Source organism: Cellulomonas sp. S1-8, assembly GCF_026184235.1.
Taxonomy (GTDB): Bacteria; Actinomycetota; Actinomycetes; order Actinomycetales; family Cellulomonadaceae; genus Cellulomonas.
Genome location: NZ_CP110806.1, coordinates 4,259,092 through 4,270,775, shown reverse-complemented (window position 1 = coordinate 4,270,775; position 11,684 = coordinate 4,259,092). Strand labels below are relative to the sequence as shown.

The following is an 11,684-nucleotide window of genomic DNA, read 5'->3' as shown; positions in this document are numbered from 1 at the left end:
TGAGGAGGCCGCCATGGCAACCCGGACCCCGTCTGCCGTGACCCGCGCGATGACCGAGGTGGGCGAGTCCTTGGCGACGTGGCGACGCTTGCGTGAGCTCACGATGGCCGAGGCCGCCGACCGGGCCGGCGTCAGCGTCAGCACCCTGCAGCGACTGGAGCACGGACGCGGTGGCACGGTCGAGTCGTTGCTCCGCGTGACCCGGGCCCTCGGTGCGCTGGACCAGCTGACCGGTGCCCTGGACCCGATGTCCACCGACGTCGGCCGGCTGCGCGCCGTCGAGGCCCTCCCGACCCGCGTGCGGCGCAGGGCGCCGGCGTGAGCGAGCGCACCGTCGACGTCCACGTCGTGATCGACGGCGTCGACGTCGCAGCCGGGACCCTGTACAGCCACCGGCGTGGGCGGGCCGAGTCGGCGACCTTCGTGTACGCCCACGAGTACCTGGCCCGGCGCGGGGCCTACCAGCTGGACCCGTCGCTGCCCCTGAGCACGGCCCCCTCGCAGACGCCCGTCGGACGCGCCGTCTTCGGTGCCCTGAGCGACTGTGCACCGGACCGCTGGGGACGCACCCTGATCGCACGGGCGGAGGCGCTGACCGCACGCGAGGAGGGACGCCCCGCCCGCTCGCTCGGGGAGGTCGACCACCTCCTCGGCGTCCGTGACGACCTGCGCCAGGGTGCGCTGCGCTTCCGCGTCGGCGACGGGCCGTTCCTGGCCACCGACGACGTCGGCGTGCCGTCGCTGACCGACCTGCCCGAGCTGGTCGCCCTGGCCGACGCCGCGGAGCGCGACGACGTGTCCCTGCCCGACCTGCAGCGACTGGTCCGGGTCGGCAGCTCCCTGGGCGGCGCGCGGCCCAAGGCGCACGTGCGCGACGCCGACGGGCGCGTCGCGATCGCCAAGTTCCCGTCGGCCGCGCACGACACCTGGGACGTCATGGCGTGGGAGAAGGTGGCGCTGGACCTGGCTCGCAGGGCCGGCATCGACGTGCCTGCGTCCCAGCTCCTCGACCTCGCCGGCCGCCACGTCCTCGTGGTCGACCGGTTCGACCGCACGCCCGCCGGCGCCCGCGTGGGCTACGTCAGCGCGATGACGATGCTGGAGGCCGTGGACGGTGACCGGCGCAGCTACCTCGACATCGCCGAGGTGATCGAGGAGACATCGTCGCGCGCCGGCCGGGACCTCGCCGAGCTGTGGCGGCGCGTGGTGTTCACCGTGCTGATCTCCAACACCGACGACCACCTGCGCAACCACGGGTTCCTCCACAGCGGGGGCACGTCGTGGTCCCTCGCGCCCGCGTTCGACCTCAACCCCGACCCCGAGCCCGGACCGAAGCACCTGTCGACCACGATCGACAGCGGCGACGACGTGGCCTCCGTCGCCCTCGCCATGTCCGTGGCACCGATGTTCCGGCTCTCCGACGCGCAGGCGCGGCAGATCCTGAGCCAGGTCCACGCAGCGGTCGGCACCTGGCGCGACGTCGCCGCACGATGGCTCCCGCCGGGGAAGGTCGAGCGGATGGCGCCGGCGTTCACCGCGCTCGACACGGTCGACGCCCTGCTCTGAACGGGGTCCTCACCGGCGCCGCCGCGGGGGCCCTCCCGCCCACGGCCGATAGCCTGACGCCTCGCCCGATCACCGCCGATCGCCCCGAGGAGTCCTGTGCCGGCACGTCGTACCAGCGTGGCCACCGTCCTGGCCGCCCTGCTGGTGGTCGTGGGGGTCCTCGCCGCGGCGCTGGGCGGGCCGCTGTCCCTCGAGGCGCGCGACCGTGACGAGCCGACGTGGACGGTGACGACGCCGCCCGTGCCGACCATGGCGGACACGGTCACGCCGACCCCGCGGTCGGACGGCGAGCCCCCGTCGCTGCCGTTCTCGGTCGCGTGGCTGGTCCGGGTGGTGCAATTCCTCGTCGTGCTCGCCGTCCTGACGGCCCTCGCCCTGCTGCTGCGGCACGCGACCCGCGGGTGGCGCCTGGACCGCCGGGAGGACGACGAGGACGACATCGCACCCGGTGACGACGCCGGCGACGAGCTGAGCGACACGGCCGTCGCCGCGCTGCGCGACGGCGTCCGGGAGGCGACGCGCGCGCTCGAGGACGACGTCCCGCCCGGTGACGCCGTGATCGGCGCGTGGGTCGCGGTGGAGACCGCCGCGGCGCGCACGGGCGTCGTCCGGGACCGCGCGCAGACGGCCAGCGAGTTCGCGGTGCGGGTGCTCGACGCCACCCGCGCGGACCCCGCGGCGACGCGCGAGCTGCTGGCGCTGTACCTGGCGGCACGGTTCGGCGCGCAGGGTGTCGACGTCGACGACGTCCGACGGGCGCGTGACCTGCTGAGGGTCGTCGGGCAGGGGCTGGTGCCGCGGGCCGACGCCCCGGACGCCGACGCCACCCTCGACGCCGACGCCGCACCCGGCGCACCCGACGACGCCCCCGACGACGCCCCCGACGGGCCGACGTCGTGACCCCCGCGCGCACCACGGCCCGGGCCGTCCGGTCGGTCGTGTGGCCCCCGCTCGCGGGTGCGGCGGCCGTCGGCGTCGTGCTGTGGGCCGTCGGCATGGCGGTCTCGTCGGCCGTCGTCGTCGCGCTGGCCGCCGGTGCGCTGATCGCGGTGCTCCAGCGCGTCGACGCCACGGTCGAGCCCCGCCCGGCCCGCCGCGTGCACGAGGCGCGGGACGGTGCGCGCGGCGAGGTGCTGGACCTGGCCTGGACGATGGTGGGCCGCGACGGGCGCGCCGGCGAGCGCGCGCTGCGCCGGCTGCGCGAGGCCGGCGCCCGTCGCGTCGCGCGCCACGGCCTGGACCTGACCGACCCCGAGCACGGCCCCGCCCTGACCGACCTGCTGGGCGCCCGCGCCCTCACCACGCTGACGCGCCGCACGCACCCGCTGCCGACCGTCGGCGACCTCACGCACACCCTGGACGTCCTGGAACGCCTGGGCGCGACGCGCTCACGCCCCGCGACGCCCCCCACCGACCCCCACACGAGGAGCCCCCGATGACGCTGACCCCCGCGCCACTGCCCGTCGCCGAGGTCGCGCGCAGCGGCCGTGCCGTGCTCGACGAGGTCGCGACGGCCGTCGTCGGCATGGCGCAGCCGCTGCGCGTGGCGCTCGCGGCGCTGCTCGCGGGCGGGCACGTGCTCTTCGAGGACGTCCCCGGGCTCGGCAAGACGCTCGCCGCGCGCAGCCTGGCCACCGCGCTGGGCCTGGACTTCCGGCGCATCCAGTGCACGCCGGACCTGCTGCCGTCGGACGTCACGGGCTCCAGCGTCTTCGACCCGGCGACGTCCGAGTTCGAGTTCCGCCCCGGGCCGATCTTCACGGGCCTGCTGCTGGCCGACGAGATCAACCGCACCGCCCCCAAGACGCAGTCCGCGCTGCTCGAGGCGATGGCCGAGCGGCAGGTCAGCGTCGACGGGACGACGCACCTGCTGCCCGCGCCGTTCCACGTCGTCGCCACGTCCAACCCTGTGGAGTACGAGGGCACGTACCCGCTGCCGGAGGCGCAGCTCGACCGGTTCATGGTGCGCCTGGCCGTCGGATACCCCGAGCGGTCGGCCGAGGTCGACGTGCTGGCCCGGCGGCTCGCGCGGCGGCAGGAGGGGGCGTCGGTGCGGCAGGTCGTCGACGTGCCGACGCTGCTGGCGATGCAGGCGGGCGTCGAGGACGTGGCGGTCGACGGGGACGTCCTCGCGTACTGCGTGGACCTCGCCGCCGCGACGCGCGCGCACCGGGCCGTCGAGGTCGGGGCGTCGCCGCGCGGGTCGCAGGCCCTGGTCCTCGTCGCGCGGGCCCTCGCCGTCCTCGACGGGCGCGACTACGTGACGCCGGAGGACGTGAAGGCCGTCGCCGCGCCCGCGCTCGCGCACCGGCTGTCCCTCACGCCGCAGGCGTGGGCGGCGGGCCTGGCACCCGAGGCGGTCGTGACCGAGGTGCTCGCGCAGGTGGCCGGGCCGACGACGGCCCGCCGCGCGTGAGCGTGCCCGAGCCGCCCCCGGTGCGTCCGCCGACGTGGGGGGCGGACGCGCGGAGCGAGGCGCCGGGCGCGTCCGGCGGGCCGTGGACGCCCGCGCTCGCGGTGACGTGCGCGTCGGCCGCGTGCCTCGTGCTGGCCGTGCTGGGCGTCGTGACGGGCCGTCCGGACGTCGCCGTCCTGGGTGCCGCCCCGCTGGTCCTGGCGGTGCGGGCGCTGCGCGGGCGGCCGACGGGCGACGTCCGGGCGCGGCTCGAGGCGGCCGACGGCGACGACGACCCCGATGCGCGCGGCCGCGCGGGTCACCTGCACGCGGTCCTGCACGTCGAGGGTCCGGCGCGGTGGGCGTCGGTCACCCTGACGCGGCAGGGGCGTCCGGGTGCCGACGTCCTGGTGCGTGTCGCGGGTGCGCGGCGGTTGCCCGTCGTGGCCCGCACCGTGCGGACGGGCCCGCAGGAGGTCGCCGCGGCCGACGTGCAGGGCGTCGGACCCGACGGCGCGAGCGTCGCCGAGCCGACCCCCGCCGTGACCCGCTCGACCGTCGTGCTGCCCGCGACGACCCCGCTGCTCGACCTGCCGCTGCCGACGCGGCTGCGCGGCCTGACCGGACCGCACGAGTCCCGTCGGCCCGGCGAGGGCGGCGGGCTGCGCGACGTGCACCCGTGGGTCCCGGGCGACCGGCTGCGGCGCATCGACTGGCGCGTCACGGCCCGTCGGTCGCCGGACCTGCGCGAGCTGTACGTGCGGCGCGAGCACGCGCAGGCCGAGGCGGTCGTCGTGCTCGTCGTCGACTCCCGCGACGACCTGGGACCCGACCCCCGCACGTGGCGCGGATCGATCGCGCCGCGCCCGCAGGACGCCACGTCGCTGGACCGGTCACGGCAGGCTGCGGCGTCGCTGGCGCGCGCCTACCTCGACCGCGGGGACCGCGTCGGCCTCGACGATCTCGGCGTGCGGCGCCGCGCCGTGCCGCCCGGCGGCGGACGGCGGCAGCTCGACCGCATCCGGCACGCCCTCGCGCTCACGGCCCCGGAGGGTGAGCCCGCGGCGCGGCTGCGGCCCCCGCGGCTGCCGTCCGGTGCGCTGGTCGTCGTGTTCTCGACCTTCCTCGACGACGAGTCCGCGGCCGTCGCCGCGCGCTGGCGGACCGCGGGGCACCGCGTCGTGGCCGTCGACGTGCTGCCGCGGCCGCGCACGTCCGGCCTGTACGACCGCGAGCGGCTCGCCCTGCGGCTGATGACGCTGACCCGCGAGGACCGCATGGCCGAGCTCGTCGACCAGGACGTCGAGCTGGTGACGTGGCGCGACCAGCCGGCGATCACCCTGCGCGTGCTGGCACGACGCACGCAGCGGCGCGCCGGCGCGGGGGTGCCGCGATGAGCGCCCGCTACGGCTCCGAGGGGCTGGGGGCGTGGGTGCTGGACCGGGTTCCGGCGCTCCGTGCGTCGCGCCGGCGCGGGGAGCCGGCCGAGGTCGACGTGCGGACCGGGCCGACGGTGTCCGCGGTGACCCTGCGGGCGGGGCTCGCGCTGGTGTCCGTGGTGGCGATGGTCGTCGCGATCACGATGCCGGGGCGGGTCGTGCCCGTCGAGCCGGCGGGTCTCATGCTCGCGCTCGCGCTGGTGCCCGCGGCGCTGCCGCGCTGGCCGGTGACGGCGCTGGTCGTGCTGGTCGTCGGACTGCGGGTGCTGCTCGCCGAGCCCGCGTCGCCGCTGGTGCTCGCGGCGCTGGTGCTGCTGCTGCACGTGCTGCTGCGGCTCGCGGCGGTCGCCGCACGCACGACCTGGCGCACGCGCGTCGAGCTCGCCGTGCTGGGCGACGACCTGCCGGCCGCGCTCGTCGTGCAGGCGGGTGCGCAGGTGCTCGCAGTGGTCGCCGGGGTGGTGGCGGGGACCGCGGGTGCTGCCGGGTGGCGGGGTGTGGGACTGGTCGCGGTGGTCGCGCTGACGGGGTTGGTGCTCGCGCGGCCGGTGCGGCCGTGGTGGCGGGGGCGGTCAGACGCCGAGAGGTGAGGCGAGCTGCGCGACTGCTGCGTCACCGGGTCGTCGTCCCCGATGCCGAGCCGACCACAGCGCCGACCGCGCGAGGGCGCGTCCACAGATCGGCCCGGACGCGTCCTGCGGGGTGCGGCCGGCGCCTAGCGTCCTGCGTCATGTCGACCCAGGTCATCGATGCCGCGCTCGCGGACGTCCGTGCGACGGTGTGGTCCGCGCAGGTCGCGGTCGCGCGCGCCGGCGCCGTGACGTGGACCGGCGTCGCGGCCGACGCGGCGCACGACCGGCGCGCGGACCTGCTGACGGCGCTCCGGCGCTGCCTCGACGCGCTGGACGCCGTGGACCGGCTCGCCGTGGCGGCGCGGCGGGCCGAGCAGCAGTGCGTCGCCGGTCGCCCACCCCTGGCGGCGGCGGTGCCGTCGTGGGCGTGAAGGACGGGCGCTCGCTCACGCTGGGCGGCGGCGGGCGGGTGCTCGTCGACGCGGGCGAGCTGGTCGAGTCGGCGCGTCGGCTGCGCGGGGCGGCGGACGACCTCGACGTCGGCGACGGTCGCCTGGGTGCCGCGACGTGGCGCGCCGCGACGCTCGCGGCCGACGCCCCGCAGGCAGCCGCGCTGCACGATGCGCTCGCCGCGCTGCACGAGGCGCTGGCCGCGCTGCGGGTCGCGCTGCACGGACCGGCCGGCCTCGCGCGCGACGTGCGGGACCTGGCGGCGCGGACGCAGGACGCCGCTGCCGCCTACGACCTCGCCGAGACGGACGCGCAGGCCCGCCTGGCGACGGTCGTCGGCGTGCTGGGGCTCGTGATGGGTGCCGGACCGGTCGGGCCGGCCGTCCTGTCGGGCGCGGCGCTCGGGGTCGCGGTGGCCGACCTGCTGCTCGACGAGGCGCGCCTGCTCGTCGTCGACCCGTGGGGGGCGTTGTCGCCGGCGGGGCTGCCGGACGACGTCGCCCGGTGGGCGCAGGCGCCGCAGCGGATGGTCACCGACGGGCGCGGGGCGCTCGCGCTGCAGCTGCTGGCCGCGGCGCTGGGCTCGGTCACCGGCGCGTACGCACCGCAGCTCGACCCGGTGCGGCGGTTCTCCGCGCACGTCGCCGGGCTGCTCCCGGCGCGCGACGTGCGGCTGGTCCCGCGCACGGACCCCCCGGACCTGCCGCCGCCGCGGGGTGTCGAGGGGCTGGTCGACCTCGTGGCCCGCACGTACGACGAGGACACCGCCACCGGGGAGCCCGGTACGCCGCTCGCCACGGTCACCGTGCAGCGACTCGACCACGCCGACGGCACGCGCACGTGGGTCGTCGCCGTGCCCGGCACCCGGGCGGCGGGCCTGACGGGCGACGTGCCGACCGACAACGGCACCAACCTCGCGCTCGAGGGCGGCGTCCCCGACGTCATGACGCAGGCCGTTCTCGAGGCCATGGCCGAGGCGGGCATCGGGTCCGACGAGCCCGTCGCGCTGGTCGGGCACAGCCAGGGGGGCATGGTCGCGACCAACGTCGCGGCAGCCACCGCGGGGGCGTACGCGGTGCGGCTCGTCGTCACCGCCGGGGCGCCCGACGTCCCGGCGACGCCCCCGCCCGGGGTCGCGACCGTGACGATCCGCCACCGCGAGGACGCCGTGTCGATCCTCGACGGGCGCGTCGGCGAGCGCGGCGGCCCGCGCGCGCTGTCGGTGGTGCGGGACCTCGCGGCGACGGGTGGGCCCGCGCGGCCCTCGTTCAGCGAGGCGCACGCGGTGGGCGGCTACGTCCGCACGGGTGCGATGGTCGACGACGCGCTCGCGGACCTGCCGGCGGACGACGCGGTGCGTCGGGCGCTGACCGACGTCCTGGGCGAGGCGCCCGCCACGGTCACGACGACGCAGGTCACCGTGACGGCGGCACCGGACCGTGCGGAGGTGGGGCCGGCGTTCCCTGCCGCGCGGTCGGTCGGTGCGCAGCCCGCGTGGCCACCGGCGCCTCAGGTCCCGTGGTCCCCGTAGAGCACGGGCAGGTCGACCAGGTGGACGCGGCCGCCGTGCGCGGCGGCCCGCAGGTCGTCGTCGAAGCCGTTGCGGCTCACCAGCAGGAGCGACGTCGCGGAGACGTCGTGGCCGCGGGAGGCCACCAGGTCCCGCAGGGTCTCGAGCCGGCGCAGGTCGGCGAGACCGCGGGGTCGGGTGGTCGCCTTCGCCTCGCCGAGCACCAGGACGGGCGCACCGGACGTGTGCAGCGGCACGCCTCGGGGCAGGGCGACGACGTCGACCTCGTGCTGCGTGCGGTGGGCGGGGTCGTTGACGACCGCGGAGCCGACGTGCCCGACGGGTGCGCCGAACGTGTCGCCCGCGTACCGCGCGGTCCAGGTCCGCGCGATGTGCTCGAACCGGGGGCCGACGACGCGCGAGAGGTACGACGGCTGGGCCAGCGCCCACGCCGAGGCGACGTCGCGCTCCTCGAGAAGGGCCCGGTACGGCTCGATCACGGCCTCGGTGAACGCGACGATCGGGTCGGCCAGTGCGTACACCGGGCGCTTCCGGGTCAGCACGTCGTCCGACCGCAGCAAGAACCCGGCGGCCTCCAGGACGCCCAGCGGGTGCCGCAGGCCGTTGAAGTCCCGACCCAGGACCGAGCCGATCTCCCGCGGCGTCCGACGGCCGTCGGCCACTGCCGCGAGGATCGAGTTGTACAGCGCCGTGTCGACCATCCGGGGGTCCTCGCGCAGCAGCACGGACTTCTCGCCGTAGAGGACCGACGCGGGGTTGAGGACCGTCCTGGCGAGCCAGGGCGCGAGGTCGCGCGTCGTCGGAGGGCCGGGCACGAGCGTCCGGTACCCGGGCGTGCCGCCGAGGATCGCGTCGAGCTGGAACGCGAGGTCACGATCGGCGACCCCCCAGTAGTCGGCTGCGGTGCGGTAGTCGAACGCCGGGAGCGACATGTCGAGCAGCGCGCGGCCCCGCAGCGGCGCCGACCCGGTGTGGAGCTGCGACATGACGGACAGCGACGATCCCGAGAGGATCACCGCGACCGGCGGCACCGCCGTGCGCGTCCGGGCCTCGTCGTGCAGGAGCTGCAGGATGCTCGGGATCTCCGGCGCGGCGGCGACCAGGTACGGCAGCTCGTCGAGGACCAGGAGGCGCAGCCCGACGGACGCCGATCCGCGCCGGGGCACGCCGAGTGCGGCGCGCAACGCCTCCTCCCACGTCCCGAACCGCGCGCCGTCCGGCAGGCCGAGGGCGGCGACGACGTCGGTCGTGAACTCGTCGAGGGACCGCGCGCTCGTGAGCTCGCGGGCCTGGTGGACCAGGGTCGGACCGGGGACGGCGTCGGCGAGCCGCCGGAGCAGGTACGACTTGCCGTACCGGCGACGGCCGGACAGCAGGGCGATCCGTATCCCCGGCGCGTCCGCGGTGGCGAACGCGGCGAGCTCGGACCACTCGTGCTCGCGGTCGAAGAGATCGGTGGGACGGGCGATCACAGCGTCTCCTGCCAACGTAAGTGGAGTTATCGTAACTCGACCTACGTTTGCAGGAGCGGAGTGCTCACTCGTCCGCCGTCACCGCCGACAGCACGAAGCTGACGACCGACACGATGAGCGCACCCAGCACCGCGGTGCCGAAGTTGTCGATCCGCAGGCCCCACGACGTCTGCTCGGTGATCCACGCGGTGAGCATGAGCATCAGCGCGTTCACGACCAGCGTGAACAGGCCGAGCGTGAGGATGTACAGCGGGATCGACAGGATCGCGACGATCGGCTTGACGATCGCGTTGACGAGGCCGAACACCAGCGCGATGAGCAGGATGATCCCCACCGACTGCCAGGTGCCCTGCGCACCGACGACCGTCAGGCCGGGAAGGACGACGGTCGCCAGCCAGATGGCGATCCCGTTGATGAGCACGCGCACGACGAATCCCATGCCCCGATCCTGCCGTGTCCGGGGCCCGTTGCGCAGTCCCCGTCGTTCCCGACCTCGTGGCGGGTGCCCGCACGGCAGGAGCCCGACCCTCATGGGAGAGTCGGGCTCCTGCTGCGGTCAGCGGCTCGAGCCGCCGGAGTCACCGCGTACGGCGCATCACCACGGGTACATCGTCATGGCGGGGATGTAGGCGTACGGCAGCTCGTCGACGAGCCAGGACCGGTCGCCCTCGAGCTCGATCTCGAGCGTCGGAGCCAGCGTGCCGCCGTAGACGACGCCGCCGTCAGCCGTGGGCACGGTGTCGATGAAGCTCTCGACGAGCAGGTTCGGCATCACGTAGTCCGAGTAGTTCTGCAGCGGCGCGTCGGGCGGGTTGCCCAGCACCAGGGCGCTCCTGTTGAGCGGCTTGTAGTCGCTGCGCAGCCCGTGACCGACGAAGCCGTACAGGCCGTCCGGACCCGTGAGTCCCGGGGCGAACGTGAACATGTGGCTGATGGTCCACAGGTAGTACTTCCCCTCGTGGACGATCAGGTGCGGCCGTTCGGTCTGCTGGTTCACGCACTCGGCCGACAGCAGCGGCGGCAGCAGGCGCCACGACGTGAAGTCGGCGTTGCGCAGCTCCATGATGCCGATGTTGCCCGTGTAGTACCGGGCGTCCGCCGGGACCACGTGCCCGCCCGGCACGCGGCCGATCTCCTTGCGGTCGCACGTGTGGGAGCCCGCGACCCCGCCGTTGTTGCCCTCGAAGAGCGCGTAGATCTTGTGGTCGGTCGGGTCGCGGAAGATGAACGGGTCGCGGAACGCGTAGATGATCGGCCCGGCCTGCGACTGCTCGAGCGTCTGGTAGATCCGCCCGTCGGCCTCCGCGATGATGGTGTGGTTCTCGAAGCCCGTGAAGTACACGCCGTCCTCGTCCGCATGCACACGGCCCTCCGCCTGGGCGAGCCGCTGGAGTGCGTCGGACGGGTCGATCCCGCCGTCGTCGCGACCCGAGGCGGTGTAGAACGCCTGGACCTCACCGGTGTCGGTGAGCACGGTCGACCCCGCCCACTCGCGCGAGCCGAACGAGGAGCCGGCCGGGAACAGGTCCCCGCCGTAGGTCCAGTTCTCGGCGTCCTGCGAGTAGAAGTAACCGATCTTGGCCTGCCAGTGACGGTCGCCGAAGAAGATGTCCCGCGGCGCCGTGAGGGCGAAGATGATGTTCCAGCCCTCGTAGGCGATCGGCTCCATGTCGAGGCTCGTCAGCGGCCACGTGTCCCAGATCCAGACCTCCTCGGTCATGATCGGGAACTGCTCGGGGATGCGCGGCTTGGTGTTCGTGGCGTCCTGCTGGATCTGCAGGGCGGACGCACGGGTCCAGTTCGCCGTGTAGTTCGAGCGGGGAGAGAAGACGGCGTCGGTGGTGGCGCCGTCGCGGGGCTGGAGCGCGGTGCCCCCTCCCGGCAGGTCGACCGAGCGGGGTAGCTCGACCGCTCGATCAGGTTGAGTGGCGGCTCCGGACGGGATCTGCAGTGCGGCGACCATCGCCAACGAGAAGGTGGCGACGAGCATGGTGCGCATGGTGCGTTTCATCACGATGTCCCCTGTCGCACGGCCGCGGAGCCCGGCATGGTCGCCGAGGCGCGGCGGATCGGCGTGTGCGGACAGCACACGTCCTTGTGTGCAGGTCGATCGTCATCGACGTGGGGGGATAGTCACACCGTCGTGCACTCCCCCTGAGGCCGGTGTTACCGGCGTGTTTCAGGCATATCACGATGAAGCAGACGGACGCAAGATTTCACCCTTGACGTTTGGCGCCTGAAGGTTTCACCGCGCAGATC

Annotated in this window: 12 protein-coding genes; 9 read left to right on the top strand and 3 right to left on the bottom strand. The window is 75.3% G+C overall.

Annotated features, from left to right (window positions below; translation table 11 throughout):
• Positions 1-13: 13 nt before the first annotated feature.
• The 9 genes from OKX07_RS19190 (at position 14) to OKX07_RS19150 (ending at position 7,953) form a co-directional block, all read left to right on the top strand.
• Entirely contained in the window at positions 14-322 is a 309-nt protein-coding gene (locus tag OKX07_RS19190; protein ID WP_265629600.1) for a helix-turn-helix domain-containing protein, read from the top strand.
• A complete protein-coding gene (locus OKX07_RS19185; protein ID WP_265629599.1) occupies positions 319-1,566 on the top strand; it encodes a type II toxin-antitoxin system HipA family toxin in 1,248 nt (415 codons plus the stop codon). The genes OKX07_RS19190 and OKX07_RS19185 overlap by 4 nt, the downstream gene beginning before the upstream one ends.
• A 117-nt stretch (positions 1,567-1,683) precedes the next feature.
• A complete protein-coding gene (locus OKX07_RS19180; protein WP_265629598.1) occupies positions 1,684-2,466 on the top strand; it encodes a DUF4129 domain-containing protein in 783 nt (260 codons plus the stop codon).
• The gene (locus tag OKX07_RS19175) at positions 2,463-3,005 is read left to right on the top strand and encodes a hypothetical protein (protein WP_265629597.1); all 543 of its coding nucleotides are present in this window, start codon (positions 2,463-2,465) and stop codon (positions 3,003-3,005) included. Before OKX07_RS19180 ends, OKX07_RS19175 begins: the two co-directional genes overlap by 4 nt.
• Positions 3,002-3,982 (top strand): AAA family ATPase, encoded by a 981-nt coding sequence (locus OKX07_RS19170; protein ID WP_265629596.1) that lies wholly within the window; start codon positions 3,002-3,004, stop codon positions 3,980-3,982. Before OKX07_RS19175 ends, OKX07_RS19170 begins: the two co-directional genes overlap by 4 nt.
• On the top strand, positions 3,979-5,358 hold the full coding sequence (locus OKX07_RS19165; RefSeq protein ID WP_265629595.1) for a DUF58 domain-containing protein: 1,380 nt from the start codon (positions 3,979-3,981) through the stop codon (positions 5,356-5,358). Before OKX07_RS19170 ends, OKX07_RS19165 begins: the two co-directional genes overlap by 4 nt.
• On the top strand, positions 5,355-5,990 hold the full coding sequence (locus tag OKX07_RS19160) for a hypothetical protein (protein ID WP_265629594.1): 636 nt from the start codon (positions 5,355-5,357) through the stop codon (positions 5,988-5,990). The genes OKX07_RS19165 and OKX07_RS19160 overlap by 4 nt, the downstream gene beginning before the upstream one ends.
• Positions 5,991-6,130: 140 nt before the next feature.
• A complete protein-coding gene (locus tag OKX07_RS19155) occupies positions 6,131-6,403 on the top strand; it encodes a hypothetical protein (RefSeq protein ID WP_265629593.1) in 273 nt (90 codons plus the stop codon).
• Positions 6,394-7,953, top strand: coding sequence for a hypothetical protein (locus tag OKX07_RS19150; RefSeq protein WP_265629592.1), 1,560 nt, complete (start codon positions 6,394-6,396; stop codon positions 7,951-7,953). Before OKX07_RS19155 ends, OKX07_RS19150 begins: the two co-directional genes overlap by 10 nt.
• Here OKX07_RS19150 and OKX07_RS19145 read toward each other — a convergent pair.
• The 3 genes from OKX07_RS19145 to OKX07_RS19135 all read right to left on the bottom strand — a co-directional run bounded on the left by OKX07_RS19145 (position 7,932) and on the right by OKX07_RS19135 (position 11,415).
• Positions 7,932-9,425 (bottom strand): AAA family ATPase, encoded by a 1,494-nt coding sequence (locus OKX07_RS19145; RefSeq protein ID WP_265629591.1) that lies wholly within the window; start codon positions 9,423-9,425, stop codon positions 7,932-7,934. The two genes, OKX07_RS19150 and OKX07_RS19145, sit on opposite strands and share 22 nt — an antisense overlap.
• Before the next feature lie 64 nt (positions 9,426-9,489).
• The gene (locus OKX07_RS19140; protein WP_265629590.1) at positions 9,490-9,864 is read right to left on the bottom strand and encodes a phage holin family protein; all 375 of its coding nucleotides are present in this window, start codon (positions 9,862-9,864) and stop codon (positions 9,490-9,492) included.
• Positions 9,865-10,020: 156 nt separating this feature from the next.
• A complete protein-coding gene (locus tag OKX07_RS19135; protein WP_265629589.1) occupies positions 10,021-11,415 on the bottom strand; it encodes a glycoside hydrolase family 68 protein in 1,395 nt (464 codons plus the stop codon).
• Positions 11,416-11,684: the final 269 nt, after the last annotated feature.

What these genes read in the sequence shown, in the direction of transcription:
- OKX07_RS19135 (WP_265629589.1), bottom strand. Translation starts at nt 11,415, where the DNA reads ATGCTCGTCGCCACCTTCTCGTTGGCGATGGTCGCCGCACTGCAGATC.
- OKX07_RS19140 (WP_265629590.1), bottom strand. Translation starts at nt 9,864, where the DNA reads ATGGGATTCGTCGTGCGCGTGCTCATCAACGGGATCGCCATCTGGCTG.
- OKX07_RS19190 (WP_265629600.1), top strand. Translation starts at nt 14, where the DNA reads ATGGCAACCCGGACCCCGTCTGCCGTGACCCGCGCGATGACCGAGGTG.
- OKX07_RS19170 (WP_265629596.1), top strand. Translation starts at nt 3,002, where the DNA reads ATGACGCTGACCCCCGCGCCACTGCCCGTCGCCGAGGTCGCGCGCAGC.
- OKX07_RS19155 (WP_265629593.1), top strand. Translation starts at nt 6,131, where the DNA reads ATGTCGACCCAGGTCATCGATGCCGCGCTCGCGGACGTCCGTGCGACG.
- OKX07_RS19160 (WP_265629594.1), top strand. Translation starts at nt 5,355, where the DNA reads ATGAGCGCCCGCTACGGCTCCGAGGGGCTGGGGGCGTGGGTGCTGGAC.